Origin of the sequence: Streptococcus sanguinis (assembly GCF_003943735.1) — a bacterium.
In the GTDB taxonomy this organism is placed as follows: Bacteria; Bacillota; Bacilli; order Lactobacillales; family Streptococcaceae; genus Streptococcus; species Streptococcus sanguinis_E.
Genome location: NZ_RJMV01000001.1, coordinates 421,946 through 438,661, shown reverse-complemented (window position 1 = coordinate 438,661; position 16,716 = coordinate 421,946). Strand labels below are relative to the sequence as shown.

Below are 16,716 nucleotides of genomic sequence, written 5' to 3'. Positions count from 1 at the left end.
AAAATATGTTTGACAACTATTATAATATAAATATAAAAAAAACGAAAGCGAGAAAATGCAAATGGGTAAATTTCCGCAGAATTTCCTCTGGGGCGGTGCAACTGCAGCCAACCAGTATGAAGGCGCCTATAATCTGGATGGAAAAGGCCTGTCTGTTCAGGATGTGACTCCAAAAGGCGGAGTGCCAGCCAAGCCAGGTGACCGCAATCCTTTGATTACCGATGGTCCGACACCAGATAATCTCAAGCTGGAAGGGATTGATTTCTACCATCGCTACAAGGAGGACATTGCCCTCTTTGCAGAGATGGGCTTCAAGGTCTACCGAACTTCTATTGCCTGGTCTCGGATTTTTCCAAATGGAGACGAGCTGGAGCCCAATGAAGCTGGTCTGCAATTCTACGACAATCTCTTTGACGAGCTGGCCAAATATGGCATTGAGCCGCTGATTACCCTGTCTCACTATGAAACGCCCCTGCATTTAGCGCGTCAGTACAATGGCTGGGCCAACCGTGATTTGATTGGCTTCTACGAGCGCTATGTTCGCACGGTTTTTACCCGCTACAGGGACAAGGTCAAGTATTGGCTGACCTTTAATGAAATCAACTCTGTTCTCCATGCGCCCTTTATGAGTGGCGGCATTGCCACGCCAGCTGAAGAGTTATCCAAGCAGGACCTCTATCAAGCGGTCCATCATGAGCTGGTGGCGTCTGCCTTAGCAACGAAGATTGGTCATGAGATCAATCCTGATTTTAAGATTGGCTGTATGGTTCTCGCCATGCCGGCCTATCCCATGACACCTAAACCTGAAGATGTTCTGGCAGCTCGGGAATTTGAAAATCAAAACTACCTCTTCTCTGATATCCATGCGCGTGGAAAATATCCAGCCTATATCAATCGTTTCTTCAAGGAGAATGGGATTGAGATTCAGTTTGCGCCGGGAGACAAAGAGCTTTTGGCTGAAAATACTGTAGACTTTATTTCCTTCTCCTACTACATGAGTGTGGTTGCGGCCCATGATCCGGAAAATTATTCTTCCGGCCGAGGCAATCTTTTAGGTGGTATTATGAATCCTCATCTGGCTAGCTCAGAATGGGGCTGGCAGATTGACCCAGTCGGTCTGCGCTTGGTGCTAAATAGCTTTTATGATCGCTATCAGTTGCCTCTCTTTATCGTGGAAAATGGTCTCGGTGCCAAGGATGTCTTGGTGGATGGTCCAAATGGCCCAACGGTTGAAGATGACTACCGTATTGATTATCTTAAACAGCATTTGCAGCAGGTTGGAGAAGCGCTGGAAGATGGCGTAGAACTGCTAGGTTACACGACTTGGGGCTGTATTGACCTGGTCTCAGCCAGCACGGCAGAACTCAGTAAGCGTTACGGCTTTATCTACGTTGACCGCAACGATGATGGTAGCGGAACTCTAGCCCGCTATAAGAAAAAATCTTTTGATTGGTACAAAGAAGTCATTGCGACGAATGGAGATAGTCTCTATCAGGATTGAATGACTTAAATCAAAATAAAATGGCTCCTTATAAAATAAACCAAGTCCTATCTGGCTTGGTTTTTCTATGTTTTAAGGAGGTAATTGGCTGAAGCCTCTTGATTTTAAAAGCAAGAGGAGAAAATGCAGTAGTTTGAGGGAAGCTGTCTCTATAAAAAAATTAAGAGTTTATTCGCAAAATTGCAGATATTTGAATCCGTTTACAAAAAAACAAAGACACCTCAAATAAAATATGGTATAATATATTAAGAATATTTACTTCAGGAGGGAAAATCATGAGTAGGAAAATCCGTTTCATTTCTCTGCTTACTCTATTGATTTGTTTTCTGATGGGCTGCAGTCTTTTTCAAAAGAACGGTGGAGGTCCGGGAGAGCAAGGCAGCCAATTTTCGGAAAGTGTTCGTAAGCTGAGAGAAAAATACAGCAAAAATACTCCTTATGATGTCCAAGAAAAGGTCATTCAGATCAAGGAAAATGAGCCTATTACATTTCCGACAGAGGTACAAAAGCCTAACGATTTTGAGACACTGCCACATGAAGGACAGACTGAGTTGATTTCTTCCTTTGAAATTTATGGAGACAGCAACTTACGAGCTATTTTAGGGGGTGACTTTAAGATGAATGATAAGCGGCAGATAGTGATTGAGCCAGCTTATCATTTCTCTGCGACTAGAGTGGAGGCAAATGGAGAGCATACGGAATATGGTCTAGCCAAGCAAGGTGAGAGCTGGGGTGTTTTTGATACGCTCTATTTGCTGCAACGGGATGATGAGCGAACAGGTAAAAAACTTAAAAAGCCAAAACTTTGGATCGTTAAGATAGATAAGAAAGGGCGCGACAAGCTAGCTCTGAAAACCAAGAGCAGTCTGCTCGGAGATGGACGCTTGCAGCTGGAATGGACGGAAGTACCGGGAGCGGACTCTTATTCCATTATAAAAAGAGAGTATGTGACCATGCCTGGCAGTGATGCTAAGACAGGTCTTTATAACTATAAAGAGGTCGATCGGGTCACTTCGACAGTGTATCGGACAGATTTGCCTACTCACTATGATAGCCGCAACGGCGGCCGTTCTGGTGATGATCCAATTCTTGCCAGACAACGGTTGCTGCAGGCTTACGACCAGGATTACAGTAAGAAAACAGTTGAGAAAAAGCCTTATGAACTCCTTGTTGTTCCCCTCAAAGACAAAGAAGCTTTAGGAACTATCAGCAATCCTATCTCATCTGATAGCTTTGCGAAATTGATGCCGAATCAAATCGATTTTCGGACTTTTTCTGACCAGGTTTCCGCTCTGCGGCAGAAGGGAAATATTCCTGAAGAAGCACCACTGCAGATGATGGATGGCCAGATTCAGAACTTTCCAATCGTCTATGAAAAAATTGAAAAAGAAGGCCGGGATGTCAGATGTTTGGTCTCTATCAAGGGCATGCCTACTGTCAAAACGGACTTTTTCATTGAACAGGCCAGTGTAGAAGAAGTGCAGCCTGTTGTAGATAAGCATAATGAAAAGGTCAATAAAGAGGAAAGCAAGTCGGGTGTTTCAGAGAAATATATCAGCGTAGAGCAGGCTGACTTGGATCTCAAGGGTAAAACAGTCGTTCATGATGTTAGTGATATTGAGGAAAGAGTGGCAGCCAGAAGTGCAGCGCAGGAATATTTTGCCAAGGCTCTTTTGTCCGATGCAGAATATGTTGATTACAGTGAGTTTCCGGAGCTGAGTGAAGGAGATGTCAGTGAATTGCTTCACGATGTTTTAGAGCAAAATCCAGTCATTCAGCAGGGAGTGGTTCCTGCCATTGATGCTAAGCAACATGTGGTAAGTTTTAAATACGATGCTGATGAAACTGCCAAATATAAGAAGGCCCGCAAAAAAGTCAAAGAGATTGTCAAAGACATCATCAAAGACCAGATGAGCGACCGAGAAAAGATTGAGGCAATTAATCAGTATATGATTGAGCATATTAGCTATGATAAGGCTGCTTACCAAGGCTTTTTGAATTACAAAACATCTATTGAGAATAAAGAATCAGAAGAGGCTATTTCAAAAGCGTTTAAAGATATGCAAGACGGTATTCGCAAGTATGAATCTAGTTTTGATATTACTGGTCCGCTATTTGAGGGTAAGGGAGTCTGTCAAGCTTATGCTGTAACCTTCCAGGCTCTTGCTCAGGAAGCTGGTCTCGAAACCATGTATGTGAGTGGAAATACAGATGATTTTGACCCGCATGCTTGGAACTTCGCAAAAGTAGATGGTCAGTGGCTGGCCTTAGATGTTACCTGGAATGACTCTGATGGAGATAGCGCTAAAAAAGAAAACGAATACTTGCTATTGGCCATGGATAATCCACTCTACGCACAGAGCCACTATGCCTTTGACAGATACGAAGATGCTATTAAAGAATGATGATCCAAATAGAAGCAATCTTTAAAAGATGCCTAAGTCTTGTAAGGCAAGGAAGAAGCCAATCAAAAACCCTGAGATAACAGTATCTCAGGGTTTTTTCTATGCTTTTATTTCTTCCAACTTTCGACTTCTTTCTGGTGGTTTTTGATCCACTCTTTGGCTGCGGCTTCTGGTGAGCTGCCTTCGTTAATCTTAAGCATGACTTCTTCCATGTCCTTTTGGGTCCAGTTGAAGTTGTCTAGGACCTTATTGACTTCTGGTAAGTCCTTGTCTAGATTTTTCCGAGTCATAGTGTGGATAGCTTCCTTGCCACCCATAGTTCCCTTAGGATCCTTGAGGTATTTGAGGTCGTATTTGGAGAACATCCAGTGAGGTGACCAACCAGTTACGATGATATCTTCTTTATTCTTAATAGCTTGATCCAGAGCAGTGGTCATGGCTCCTGTTGAGGAAGAAGAAAGATTCCAGCCACTGAGATTGCTGTATTCTTGCATAGTCTTCTCAGTGGCGGTCATGATACCAGCGCCGGGCTCAATACCTGTGATAGTTTTCTTGGCTTGGTCTGACAGGTCTTCGATAGAATCAGCGTCCATATAGCTTGGTACGACTAGCCCTGTCTTAACGCCCTCAAGGTTTGGCCCCAAGTCTACTAGTTTGTCCTTGTACTCTTCATAGAGAGCAGCGTGGGTGGTCGGCAACCAGGCAGAAACCATGGCATCTGCTTCGCTATTAGCAACGGACTTCCACATAACGGCATTGTCCAGCGGTGTGATGGTGACATCGTAACCCATTTCCTTGAGAGCTTCCGCTACGACATTGGTTGAGGCAACTTCGGAGTCCCATTCAACATAGGCAAGGTTGACCTTTTCTTTTTTGCTTTGCTGAAGCTTGGTCACTTGATTTCCGACAAAGGCTGTCAGGATGACAGCAGCCAGAGCAGACCAGAGCATAATCTTGTTGCGTTTTTCCTTGGCAGTGACCGGTGATTTTTTAGCCAGAGGCTGGTTGAGCTTCTGGGTCAGGCGGTCAATGATAATGGCCAGGATAACCAGAGATACCCCATTGACAAATCCGGAACCGATGTCGGCATGCTGGAGGGCAGAGAGAACGCCGCGGCCCAGTCCTGGCGCCCCAATCATAGAGGCGGTAACGACCATAGACAGAGCCAGCATGATGGTCTGATTGACCCCGGCTAGGATGGTGTTTTTAGCCAGAGGCAGCTCAACTTTGAAGAGTTTCTGCTTGCCTGTGCCCCCGAAGGAGTCTGATGCTTCAATCAGCTCGGTCGGAATCTGACGAATGGCTAGATTGGTAAAGCGGACAGTCGGTGGCAGGGCAAAGATGACAGAGGCAAAGACTCCAGGCACCATACCAATACCGAAGAAGGCCACGGCCGGTATCAGGTAGACAAAGGCCGGCATGGTCTGCATAAAGTCCAGCAAGGGCTTGATAACGGCTTCGACACGGTTGCTCTTAGCCATCCAAATCCCCAGTGGAATACCGATGATAATGGAAATGGCACTGGAGACGATGACCAAGGTCACAGTGTTCATGAGATTTTCCCAGAGGCCTTGGTTGTAAACAAAGAGCAGGCCCAGGAAGGTGAGCAGGGGCAGCCCCAGCTTACGCTTGGAAATCAAATAGGTAAAGATAGTGATGACTGCGATAAAGAGCAGGGGCGGAATGAAGAGCAGGGTATCTGTCATTCCATTCATGATGGCATTTCCGATAGCCTGAAGGACCGAGAAAAGTCCGGAGAAGGTATCGGTTACCCAGTTAGTAAAGGCCTCAACCCATTGAGAAACGGGGATTGGCTGTTGTAAAATATTCAAAATGCGAACCTCCCTTATTCTTCAGATTCAGTAGTATTGGCCAAGGCTTCGATGACTCGACCTTTGATAATAACGCCGACTAATTTGTCCTTATCATCTACAACGGCCAGAGGCGCTGGTGAATCGTAAATCAGCGGGAAAATATCGGTAATTAGGGTTTCCTGAGTGATTTTGCGGACATTCTTATCAATCACTTCAGCCAGTGCTTGATGCTCCTTACGGGCATCGCGGGCGGATTCGGCAGTCAGACTTCCCTTGAGGTGGCGCTTCCTATCCACAGCCAGCAGCATACTGACCTCTTCTTTTTTCATCCGATTAAGAGCCACGGTTGGTCCGTCGATGTCAATGTTGGTGGTCAGTGGCGTTGTCATGATATTCTGGGCGGTCAGGACCTTAGAGCGGTCCACATCCTCAACGAACTCTCGAACGAAGTCGTTGGCTGGATTGGTCAGGATTTCCTCACCAGTTCCAATTTGCATAATCTGACCGTCAGCCATGATGGCAATGCGGTCACCGATACGCAGGGCCTCATTGAGATCGTGGGTGATAAAGATAATGGTACGCTCATGCTCTGCCTGCAGATCCAGCAGTTCATCCTGCATTTCGCGTCGGATGAGAGGGTCTAGAGCTGAGAAGGCCTCGTCCATGAGCAGAATGTCAGGATTGTTGGCCAAAGCTCGAGCTAGGCCGACCCGCTGCTGCATTCCACCAGAGAGCTGATCAGGGTATTGATCCTTGAAGGACAGGAGACCGGCATTGTCCAGAGCTTGTTCAGCTAGGCGCGTGCGCTCCTCTTTATCAACACCTCGGACTTCCAAGCCGAACTCAGTATTTTCTAGAATAGTCCGATGCGGGAAGAGTCCGAAGTTCTGGAAGACCATGTTGAGCTTGTGGCGCCGAACCTCACGCAGCTCCTCTTCGTTCATCTTAGCCACATCTTGGCCGTCGATGTAAATGTCGCCTGATGTCGGGTCAATCAATCGGTTGAGCAGGCGGATAAGGGTTGACTTCCCACTACCGGACAGTCCCATGATGACAAAAATTTCTCCGGTCTGAACCTCAAAGTTTACATCGTAAACTCCGACAGTAGCACCGGTTTTTTCTAAAATTTCCGTTTTGCTTTTGGCTTGCTGGACCATTTCTAGTGCCTGCTTTTGCCTTTTGCCGAAAATTTTAGTCAAATGTTTTACTTCTAGTTTATTCAACGTATTTCTCCTTTTGCACAAGTGACTACATGTTTGTTTTGATAAGTTGTCACTTAAAAGACCATCACAGTATAACATCGTGTGGTCACTTTGTCAAACCCAAAAGACTGTCAGGCCGGCCTTTTTCGGCTATTATAAAAAAGGGAGGGTGATTTTCTGGAATATTTTTGAAAGCCGCAAAAACCTTGTCAGACAGCGGATTTGCCTGTCTATTCTGTTTTTTAGACAAAGAAAAAACAAGCGCTGTTTCACTTGTTTGTTTCAATTTCATTAAAAAATAAATTATGCATCAAACCGACTGATAATTCGTTGCCAACAAAGTAGATGGTATTGCCGGCTTCCAGCTTGGTATACGGACCAGGCGAGATTAGGAGTTGGTCGCCCTGCTGGACTGCGACAATGGTAGCGCCAGTCGAGTGCCAGATATTGAGTTCATTGATAGATTTTCCTAGGTTGATGGCGTCTGTTGAGAGCTGGAGCTCGTAGGGATTGAAAGGGAAGCGCTGCTGGACATCTTTAGTTCGACTGAGAAGCTGATTAAGGAGTTGGGAAAAGTTGGCAAATTCTTCCTCTTGGCGCTGGATGCTCTGGTGAAGCTTGCTTTTGAGGTCCTGCAGAGAGTTGACATCTTTATAAGTCTCGAGAAACTGCTGAGCTTTTTCCTTGGAGGAAATGAAGGCTCCACTGCCATGGCGGACTTCCATGATTTCCAGATCTACTAGCACATTGATAGCCTTGCGGGCTGTCTCAGGGGAGACATTGAAGTTGCTGGCTAGGGTAGAGCGGGCATAGATCTTGCTGCCGATGGGATATTTGCCGTCAACGATTCGCTCGGCAATGGCGACGGCAATCTGCTGGTAGCGTGGGAATGCGACTTCTTTTTTGCTCATGAGGACCTCCAATTTTACGACAGGAATATAGCTATGATTATAATATAAAACTGGAAGATTGAAAAGTGTCCTTCGTAAAATCGACTGTCTTATTCGCCTCTTCTCGCCTTTCTTTTTACTTTTTTAAGTAGTATAATATGTCTAAAAGTTAGAGGTCTTCTGGAAAGGGTGAGGGCATTTATGTCGCAATTTATCGTGGTATTACTGGGCTTTTTGGCGGTGCTAGTGCTTGTCATAGTCTTCGCTATTCGGAGAAAGATTCGCTTTAAGAAGCGTTTAGCTGCTGCTTGGGGAAGTCGTGAGCGGGTGGATTGCCGGCCAGACAGTGAGTCCAGTCTATATGAGTCCTTTTTGTTAGACGAAGAAGCTGGAACCTATGATAGTCTGGTGGACGACCAGACTTGGGGAGATTTGGACTTTTTTGATGTTTTTCAGGATATTGATACAGCATCCCAATCCAGTCTAGGTTCAGAGTACCTTTACAGCAAACTCCGCCTGTTGCATTTCGAGGCAGATCAGGAATTTGATGATTTGCAGGCATATTTAGCCCAACATCCAGAGGTGCGCATTCAGCTGCAGTTGCTTTTTTCTGAGATTGGCAAGAAAAACCACAATCAAGCCAAGAAACTAATCTATAAACCAGCTCAGGCTAATCACAGGGGAAGTTTTTACCTGCTTTTGGCTGGGATTCCGCTAGTTTCCCCTTTACTCTATTTTATCAATCCTAGTCTGGGATATATAATTCCCATCATCAGCATGGCCTTTAATATCGTTTACTCCATGGCCACGCGCTGGTCTCTCGAGATGAAGTTGGATAGCATGGGCTATCTGGTACGGATCTTCTATATTGGTGAAAAGATCGCCCGCCTGCCCTTGCCCCAGCAAGCTGCTCTGAAAGAAGCGGTGGCTTCTTTTAGCCGAACACGGCTTTTTGGAGAAGTCTTTCGGCCCCAGTCGGGTGCCTCTGAGTTGGAGATTTTCTATCTCTATATCAACTCCGTCTTGCTGATACCTCAGTTAGCTCAGGCCTATATCTCCAATCGTCTGGTCAAGGCCAATCAACAGGCTAGGCAAGTGCTGGAGATTCTAGGTCGCTTAGAGGCAGCGATTGCTGTACTTAACTACAAGGAAAGCCTGCCAATTTATACGAAGCCTAGCTTTACAAGCTCAGCTGGGATGAAAGGCAAGGGTCTCTATCACCCACTCTTAGAGCGGCCTGTCAGCAATGATTTGGACTTTTCTAAGAATATGATGATTAGTGGCGATAATGCTTCTGGGAAATCGACTTACCTGAGAATAGCAGCTATCAATGCTATCTTGGCTCAGGGGCTAGGCTTTGCCTGCGCAGAGAGCTTAACCTTGCAGCATGGTCATGTCTTGAGCTCAATGGATGTGACCGATGATATTGGCTCTGGGGATAGTTACTTTATCGCTGAGAGCAGGGCTATTGAGCGCATGATAGATTCCTTGGAAGAAGAGGGCTTGCACTACTTTTTCATTGATGAGCTTTTTAAGGGAACCAATACTGTTGAGCGGATTGGTGCAGGACTGGCAATCATTGATTGGCTAGCCCAGAAGCCCTGTCTTTATATGATTTCGAGCCATGATGTGGAGTTGGTAGCAGCCTCTGGTCAGCTCAATGCTCAATATCACTTTGACAGTCAATATATAGCAGGAGAGATTGTCTTTGACTATAAGATTAAGCAAGGCAGCGCTTTGACCAAGAATGCGGTTAATACACTAGAGAGCCTGAACTATCCAGAAGAGATTACGGATACAGCTAGGGAGATTATCACAGCCTACGAAGCCAGCGGCAACTGGAGCTTGCTGGAAAAGGGGCGGTCCAAATTGGATGATAAAGATAGGAATGGATAAAAAGATGACTGTAAAGATGATAGCGACAGACATGGATGGAACCTTGCTAGACGGACAGGGCCAGCTGGATTTGCCGCGTCTGGCTACTATTTTAGAGGAGCTGGAGAAGAGAGACATTCGCTTTGTGGTGGCTACTGGTAATGAAATTCTACGAATGCGTCTGCTATTGGGAGATTTGGTAGAACGAATGACCTTGGTAGTCGCCAACGGAGCCCGGATTTTTGAAAAGAACCAGCTAAGCATGAGTAGCTTCTGGGAACCTGGATTGATTAGGGATGCGCTGGCTTACTTTGCTGGGCGTGAAAGGGAGCTTCAGCTGGTTGTGACCTCCGAAAGAGGCGGCTTTGTCCAGGAAGGGACAGAGTTTCCCTTGATTGAAAAAGTCATGACCAAGGAAATGGCTCAGCTTTTCTATAAGCGTATGAATTTTGTTCCTAGTCTTCAGGATTATCCCTTTGATAAGGTATTGAAAATGAGTATGATGGTAGAAGAGGCTGCAGCAGCAGAGCATGCTCGTCTGATTAATCAGCATTTTGCAGGCCGATTGAGCGCTGTGGCCAGCGGTTATGGAGCCATTGACATCCTCCAAGATGGGATGCACAAGGCTTGGGGCTTGCAGCAGCTGATGGCTAAGTGGCAGATTCAAAGCTCGGAAATCATGGCTTTTGGCGATAGTGAAAATGATGTAGAAATGCTTGAATTAGCTGGTATTTCTTACGCTATGGAGAATGGCGATGAGCGGGTCAAAAAGGTAGCAGATTACCTAGCGCCGGCCAATACAGAAGCCGGTGTTCTACAGGTGATTGAGCAATACTTAGAAGAGGAAAAAGAATAATGGCAGTACAATTATTAGAAGAATGGCTTCTCAAGGAGCAGGCAAAATTGCAGCAAAACTACAGAGAGCTCAATCAACTCTCTGTCAAGGAGCCAGATATCATCTTTATCGGAGACTCCATCGTGGAATACTATCCGCTCCAGGAGCTCTTGCAGACGGATAAAAGACTAGTCAACCGGGGCATTCGGGGCTATAAGACTGATTTGCTTTTAGAAAACCTAGATGCCCATCTCTTTGGTCAGGCTTTGGATAAGGTCTTTATCCTGATAGGTACCAACGATATTGGCAAGGAGATGCCTCAGACAGAAACGCTGGCCAATTTAGAAGCCATTATTCAGGAGATTTCTCGTGATTATCCTCTGGCTCAGATCCAGTTGCTGTCTGTCCTTCCCGTCAATGAAGCTCCGGCCTACAAGAGCACGGTCTATGTCCGCAGCAATGAAAAGATTCAGGCCCTCAATCAAGCCTATCGCCAGCTGGCTAGCGCCTACATGAATGTCCAGTTTATTGATCTCTACGATGCTTTTCTGGACGAGGGAGGCCAGCTGCGCCCAGACTACACAAGGGACGGCCTCCATCTGACCATTGCTGGCTATGCAGCCCTGTCCAAGGCTTTGCAGGAATATTTGTAGTTTCTTCGAAAAAATACAGCTCTGTTTTTCCAGAACAGAGCTTTTTTATTTTCCTTTACTTACAAAGTTTTTCTGTGAATGATGCTTGATTTCAAAGGGATTATGAAAATTATTATAAAACACATTGGACTTTGTGAAAAAATTTAGGGCTTTGTGTTATGTAATAGTTCTATATCATCTTTGAGCATATTCTTATACAAGAGCGGAAAAACATGATAAATTGATAGAGTAAAGTTTCTTGAAGCGTTTTCATTCACAAGTGGAAATGTTTTCAATAACTGAAAATTTATTTTATTGAAGGGGAGTTATTATTATGACTCAAGGAAAAATTACTGCATCAGCAGCAATGCTCAACGTATTGAAAACATGGGGCGTAGACACCATCTACGGTATCCCATCAGGAACACTCAGCTCACTCATGGATGCTTTGGCTGAAGACAAAGATATCCGTTTCTTGCAAGTTCGACACGAAGAAACTGGTGCTCTTGCTGCGGTGATGCAAGCTAAATTCGGCGGCTCAATCGGGGTTGCAGTTGGTTCAGGTGGTCCAGGTGCGACTCACTTGATTAACGGTGTTTACGATGCAGCTATGGATAACACTCCATTCCTTGCTATCCTTGGATCACGTCCAGTTAACGAACTCAACATGGATGCCTTCCAAGAATTGAACCAAAACCCAATGTACAACGGTATCGCTGTATACAACAAACGTGTCGCTTATGCTGAGCAATTGCCAAAAGTAATTGACGAAGCTTGCCGTGCTGCAGTTTCTAAAAAAGGTCCAGCTGTTGTTGAAATTCCAGTAAACTTCGGTTTCCAAGAAATCGACGAAAACTCATACTATGGTTCAGGTTCTTACGAGCGCTCATTCATCGCTCCTGCCTTGAACGAAGTTGAAATTGACAAAGCAGTTGAAATCTTGAACAATGCTGAACGCCCAGTTATCTACGCTGGATTTGGTGGTGTTAAAGCTGGTGAAGTGATTACTGAATTGTCACGTAAAATCAAAGCACCAATCATCACAACTGGTAAAAACTTTGAAGCCTTTGAATGGAACTATGAAGGTTTGACAGGTTCTGCTTACCGTGTTGGTTGGAAACCAGCCAACGAAGTGGTCTTTGAAGCAGACACAGTTCTTTTCCTTGGTTCAAACTTCCCATTTGCTGAAGTTTACGAAGCCTTCAAGAACACTGAAAAATTCATCCAAGTTGACATCGACCCATACAAACTTGGTAAACGTCATGCCCTTGATGCTTCTATCCTTGGTGACGCAGGCCAAGCAGCTAAAGCAATCCTTGACAAAGTAAACCCAGTTGAATCAACTCCATGGTGGCGTGCAAACGTTAAGAACAACCAAAACTGGCGTGATTACATGAACAAACTCGAAGGTAAAACTGAGGGTGAGTTGCAGTTGTACCAAGTTTACAATGCAGTTAACAAATACGCTGACCAAGACGCTATCTACTCAATTGACGTAGGTAACACAACTCAAACATCTACTCGTCACCTTCACATGACACCTAAGAACATGTGGCGTACATCTCCACTCTTTGCGACAATGGGGATCGCCCTTCCTGGTGGTATCGCTGCTAAGAAAGACAATCCAGATCGCCAAGTATGGAACATCATGGGTGACGGTGCATTTAACATGTGCTACCCAGACGTCATTACAAATGTTCAATACGACCTTCCAGTTATTAACCTTGTCTTCTCAAATGCTGAGTACGGCTTCATCAAGAACAAATACGAAGATACAAACAAACACTTGTTTGGTGTAGACTTCACTAACGCTGACTACGCGAAAATCGCTGAAGCTCAAGGAGCTGTTGGATTTACAGTAGACCGCATCGAAGACATTGACGCAGTCGTTGCAGAAGCTGTAAAACTCAACAAAGAAGGTAAGACTGTTGTCATCGATGCCCGCATCACGCAACACCGTCCGCTTCCAGTAGAAGTACTTGAACTCGATCCAAAACTTCACTCAGAAGAAGCGATCAAAGCCTTCAAGGAAAAATACGAAGCAGAAGAACTCGTACCATTCCGCCTCTTCTTGGAAGAAGAAGGTTTGCAATCACGCGCAATTAAATAATTCCTCTTGTTGAAAATCAAGTGTAAACTTTGTAGACTTTATTCTTTGATTTTCTTAGAGTGGAACTTGAAAAGATCGGAGTAATCCGGTCTTTTTCTGGAGGATAGTAAATGAATTTAAATCAATTAGATATTATTGTTTCAAATGTTCCCCAAGTCTGTGCTGACTTGGAGCGTATTTTGGATAAAAAGACAGACTATGTTGACGACAGTTTTGCACAGTTCACGATTGGCAGTCACTGTCTCATGTTGTCCCAAAATCATTTGATTCCTTTGGAAAATTTCCAGACAGGAATCATTCTTCATATCGAGATTGAGGATGTAGACCAGAACTACCAGCGGTTGAAAGAGCTTGGTGCTGAGATTTTACACGGCCCAGCTGTAACTGATTGGGGTACGGAATCGCTGCTAGTTAAAGGCCCTGCTGGTCTAGTGATTGATTTTTATCGAATGAAATAGGTCTGTTTAACATAGAAAAAAAAGGCTAAAAATCCCTGACCTATGGTATAATAGGATGATATGACAAAAGACAATACTAGTTCAAACAAATTATACAAACTACTCTTAGCTTTATTAGGCTGTGTCTTGGGGCTATCGTTTCTGTTCATGATGCTGAAAGATGTCTCGTCCACTAACTGGTACAAGAGTCGATTTCAGGGGTGGCAGACCATAACGGCTGAGGTGAGCGGGTTTACGACCAGTCCGGAAAAACGATCTACACCCGCTTACTACCCTATTTATCACTACATTGTTGATGGCCAAACCTACCAGGGATTTTCAGACCTCTATCAAGATGAAGTGCCTAAGTCTGGGGAAACCATTAGCATTCTCTATAATCCCAAGTCGCCTGAGCAGAGCCAATATAAGAATGACATCCCAATCCCTGTCCTTGTACTCATGCCATTGCTGGGATTCTTATTATTTATGACATTGGCTGTCCTCTCTCTCTATCAGGCCTTTAATCCCCCACAGGGGCCAAAGTCGCAACCCAAGGCTGCAAAAAGCATCAGCATTGTTGAGGGAACGGTCCGTAAAAAGAATCCCATTGTGACCTTTGTTAGCCTAAGCATGGTTATGATAGTCCTTACTTATATTTGTATTACTGAAACAGGGCAATTCAAAGTTGTATTTTATGGTTGGAAAACTACATCCGCTCAAGTCCTTGACTATGATGTGTATGAAACTGGAGGAAGAAGAGGAGGAGGTGGTGGAGGATTAAGTCTTTATAGTAGCATCTACCAATATCAAGTAGACGGCGTGGCTTATGAAGGCCATTCTGTTCTCGGTAGATTTACACAACCCAAAATTCAAAGTCAAATCTCTATTGCCTATAACCCTGAGTATCCCTATCAGAGTGCTTCTAGTGAAAACCATCATTTCTTTTATATAGTCTTCTTGCCTGGCTTTAGTCTATTGCTAGTCGGCAAGATTCTCTCTCTAATCATTGCTGCTTGGATAAAGAAGGCTAGACTCGCTCAAGCCAGAAGACTAGGGCCTGTCTATGACGGTTATATTATCGATGTTATTCCCGCTGAACAGTTTAGAGAGTATAATCCGTTGCATGAGATTTGGCTTGAATTTGATATTAACCAAGTGCCCTATCAAACCAGCATTTGCCTGCCCTTAAGAGAGCATCATTTTATCTCTTACAGCCAGAATCCTAGACCTATCCCAGTCTATGTGGATCCTCATGATGATAGCCAGTTCCTGATAGATGACAATGATATCTATGCCATCACAAATCAAATACAGATTAGTTAATTCCCCTCCTAATTCCAGCTCCCTCATCATTGACTAGCAACTGGACGTCCTACCGTCTTGACCTCCTTTGAGGTGCCTCCACATGAGCTGAAGAGTATCGGGAATGCTGAACCTCACAGACACCATAGAACTTGGAATAGTATCAATTTTCCGTAGGATGTTAGAAGTTTATTTGCTGATTGTTTATTATAATATAAGAAAAACGTTTAATTGATAAGGAGGCAAAAAGATGACTGAAAAACTGACTTTTCCAGATGGTTTCTTGTGGGGTGGAGCGACAGCTGCCAACCAGTGCGAGGGCGCTTATGATGCGGATGGTCGCGGGCTGGCCAATGTAGATGTGGTGCCGATTGGTGAGGACCGTTTGGCCATCATCACGGGTAAGAAAAAGATGTTTGACTTTGCGGAAGGCTATTTCTACCCAGCCAAGGAAGCTATTGACATGTACCATCGCTTTAAGGAGGACATTGCCCTTTTTGGCGAGATGGGTTTTAAGACCTATCGTCTGTCCATTGCTTGGAGCCGGATTTTCCCTAAGGGGGATGAGCTGGAGCCCAATGAAGCTGGCTTGAAATTTTACGAAGACCTCTTTAAGGAATGCCACAAGTACGGCATTGAGCCCTTGGTGACCATTACTCACTTTGACTGTCCCATGCACTTGATTGAGCAATATGGTGGTTGGCGGAGTCGTCTCATGCTTGAATTTTACGAGCGTCTCTGCCGCACTCTCTTTACTCGCTACAAGGGCTTGGTCAAGTACTGGCTGACCTTCAATGAGATTAACATGATCCTCCATGCACCATTTATGGGGGCGGGGCTCTGCTTTGAAGAAGGCGAAAATGAAGAGCAGGTCAAATACCAAGCAGCCCATCATGAGCTGGTCGCGTCAGCCATTGCCACCAAGCTGGCTCATGAGATTGATCCGGAAAATAAGGTCGGCTGTATGTTAGCGGCGGGTCAAAATTATCCTAATACCTGTCATCCACGCGATATATGGGCTGGTATGGAGGAAGACAGGAAAAACTATTTCTTCATCGACGTGCAGGCGCGTGGAGAATATCCTAACTATGCCAAGAAAGCTTGGGAGCGCGAGGGTATCACTGTCGAGATGACAGAAGAAGACCTGCAGCTGCTCAAGGAGCATACGGTGGACTTCATTTCCTTCTCATACTACTCTAGCCGGGTAGCTTCGGGAGATCCTAAGGTTAATGAGCTGACCGAGGGCAATATCTTTGCTTCTCTCAAAAACCCTTATTTGGAAGCTTCTGAGTGGGGCTGGCAGATTGATCCGCTGGGCTTGCGCATTACGCTAAATACCATCTGGGATCGCTATCAAAAGCCCATGTTTATTGTGGAAAATGGTCTGGGTGCAGTGGATACTCCGGATGAAAATGGCTATGTGGCTGATGACTACCGGATTGACTACTTGGCGGCCCATGTCAAGGCCATGCGTGAAGCCATCAATGAGGACGGCGTGGTGCTTTGGGGCTACACGACCTGGGGCTGTATCGACCTAGTATCAGCCGGCACTGGCGAGATGAAGAAGCGCTATGGCTTTATCTACGTGGACCGGGACAATGAAGGAAAGGGAACACTCAAACGTTCCAAGAAAAAATCCTTTGACTGGTACAAGGAAGTCATCGCGACTAACGGAGAATCTGTGAAATAGAAAAAAGGCTGAGATATGAATGT

12 protein-coding genes are annotated in these 16,716 nt (G+C 45.1%); 9 read left to right on the top strand and 3 right to left on the bottom strand.

The genetic code is table 11. From position 1 onward, the window contains the following. Positions 1 to 55: 55 nt before the first annotated feature. A complete protein-coding gene (locus D8877_RS02220) occupies positions 56 to 1,501 on the top strand; it encodes a glycoside hydrolase family 1 protein (RefSeq protein WP_312023221.1) in 1,446 nt (481 codons plus the stop codon). Positions 1,502 to 1,776: 275 nt separating this feature from the next. Further along, positions 1,777 to 3,906, top strand: a complete 2,130-nt coding sequence (locus D8877_RS02215; protein WP_032909599.1) for a transglutaminase domain-containing protein — start codon at positions 1,777 to 1,779, stop codon at positions 3,904 to 3,906. 107 nt (positions 3,907 to 4,013) lie between these two features. On the opposite strand, the gene D8877_RS02210 is transcribed toward D8877_RS02215, so the two are convergent. From D8877_RS02210 to D8877_RS02195, 3 genes are all read right to left on the bottom strand, one after another. Then, on the bottom strand, positions 4,014 to 5,738 hold the full coding sequence (locus tag D8877_RS02210) for an ABC transporter permease/substrate binding protein (RefSeq protein WP_125352307.1): 1,725 nt from the start codon (positions 5,736 to 5,738) through the stop codon (positions 4,014 to 4,016). Positions 5,739 to 5,752: 14 nt separating this feature from the next. After that, positions 5,753 to 6,943: a quaternary amine ABC transporter ATP-binding protein gene (locus D8877_RS02205; RefSeq protein WP_125352305.1), complete on the bottom strand. Its 1,191-nt coding sequence runs from the start codon at positions 6,941 to 6,943 to the stop codon at positions 5,753 to 5,755. 248 nt (positions 6,944 to 7,191) lie between these two features. Then, complete coding sequence (locus D8877_RS02195; RefSeq protein WP_125352301.1) at positions 7,192 to 7,833, bottom strand: GntR family transcriptional regulator; 642 nt, start codon at positions 7,831 to 7,833, stop codon at positions 7,192 to 7,194. A gap of 180 nt (positions 7,834 to 8,013) precedes the next feature. On the opposite strand from D8877_RS02195, the gene D8877_RS02190 reads away from it, so the two are divergent. From D8877_RS02190 to D8877_RS02160, 7 genes are all read left to right on the top strand, one after another. Beyond that, on the top strand, positions 8,014 to 9,708 hold the full coding sequence (locus D8877_RS02190) for a MutS-related protein (protein WP_125352299.1): 1,695 nt from the start codon (positions 8,014 to 8,016) through the stop codon (positions 9,706 to 9,708). After that, complete coding sequence (locus tag D8877_RS02185) at positions 9,686 to 10,543, top strand: Cof-type HAD-IIB family hydrolase (RefSeq protein ID WP_185760142.1); 858 nt, start codon at positions 9,686 to 9,688, stop codon at positions 10,541 to 10,543. The genes D8877_RS02190 and D8877_RS02185 overlap by 23 nt, the downstream gene beginning before the upstream one ends. Beyond that, positions 10,543 to 11,175 carry an SGNH/GDSL hydrolase family protein gene (locus D8877_RS02180; RefSeq protein ID WP_125352295.1) on the top strand — a complete coding sequence of 211 codons (633 nt, stop codon included), beginning with the start codon at positions 10,543 to 10,545 and terminating at the stop codon, positions 11,173 to 11,175. The genes D8877_RS02185 and D8877_RS02180 overlap by 1 nt, the downstream gene beginning before the upstream one ends. Before the next feature lie 313 nt (positions 11,176 to 11,488). Next, the gene (gene spxB, locus D8877_RS02175) at positions 11,489 to 13,264 is read left to right on the top strand and encodes a pyruvate oxidase (RefSeq protein ID WP_125352293.1); all 1,776 of its coding nucleotides are present in this window, start codon (positions 11,489 to 11,491) and stop codon (positions 13,262 to 13,264) included. Positions 13,265 to 13,374: 110 nt separating this feature from the next. Continuing rightward, positions 13,375 to 13,722, top strand: a complete 348-nt coding sequence (locus D8877_RS02170; protein WP_125352291.1) for a VOC family protein — start codon at positions 13,375 to 13,377, stop codon at positions 13,720 to 13,722. A gap of 60 nt (positions 13,723 to 13,782) precedes the next feature. Next, positions 13,783 to 15,024, top strand: coding sequence for a DUF3592 domain-containing protein (locus tag D8877_RS02165; RefSeq protein WP_125352289.1), 1,242 nt, complete (start codon positions 13,783 to 13,785; stop codon positions 15,022 to 15,024). A 229-nt stretch (positions 15,025 to 15,253) separates the two neighbouring features. After that, on the top strand, positions 15,254 to 16,693 hold the full coding sequence (locus D8877_RS02160; protein ID WP_125352287.1) for a 6-phospho-beta-glucosidase: 1,440 nt from the start codon (positions 15,254 to 15,256) through the stop codon (positions 16,691 to 16,693). The last annotated feature ends 23 nt before the right edge of the window (positions 16,694 to 16,716 follow it).

Bases quoted from the DNA above. Each gene is read 5' to 3' on its own strand.
- D8877_RS02165 (WP_125352289.1), top strand. From the start codon at position 13,783: ATGACAAAAGACAATACTAGTTCAAACAAATTATACAAACTACTCTTA.
- spxB (WP_125352293.1), top strand. From the start codon at position 11,489: ATGACTCAAGGAAAAATTACTGCATCAGCAGCAATGCTCAACGTATTG.
- D8877_RS02220 (WP_312023221.1), top strand. From the start codon at position 56: ATGCAAATGGGTAAATTTCCGCAGAATTTCCTCTGGGGCGGTGCAACT.
- D8877_RS02185 (WP_185760142.1), top strand. From the start codon at position 9,686: ATGATAAAGATAGGAATGGATAAAAAGATGACTGTAAAGATGATAGCG.
- D8877_RS02190 (WP_125352299.1), top strand. From the start codon at position 8,014: ATGTCGCAATTTATCGTGGTATTACTGGGCTTTTTGGCGGTGCTAGTG.
- D8877_RS02180 (WP_125352295.1), top strand. From the start codon at position 10,543: ATGGCAGTACAATTATTAGAAGAATGGCTTCTCAAGGAGCAGGCAAAA.
- D8877_RS02195 (WP_125352301.1), bottom strand. From the start codon at position 7,833: ATGAGCAAAAAAGAAGTCGCATTCCCACGCTACCAGCAGATTGCCGTC.
- D8877_RS02170 (WP_125352291.1), top strand. From the start codon at position 13,375: ATGAATTTAAATCAATTAGATATTATTGTTTCAAATGTTCCCCAAGTC.
- D8877_RS02160 (WP_125352287.1), top strand. From the start codon at position 15,254: ATGACTGAAAAACTGACTTTTCCAGATGGTTTCTTGTGGGGTGGAGCG.
- D8877_RS02215 (WP_032909599.1), top strand. From the start codon at position 1,777: ATGAGTAGGAAAATCCGTTTCATTTCTCTGCTTACTCTATTGATTTGT.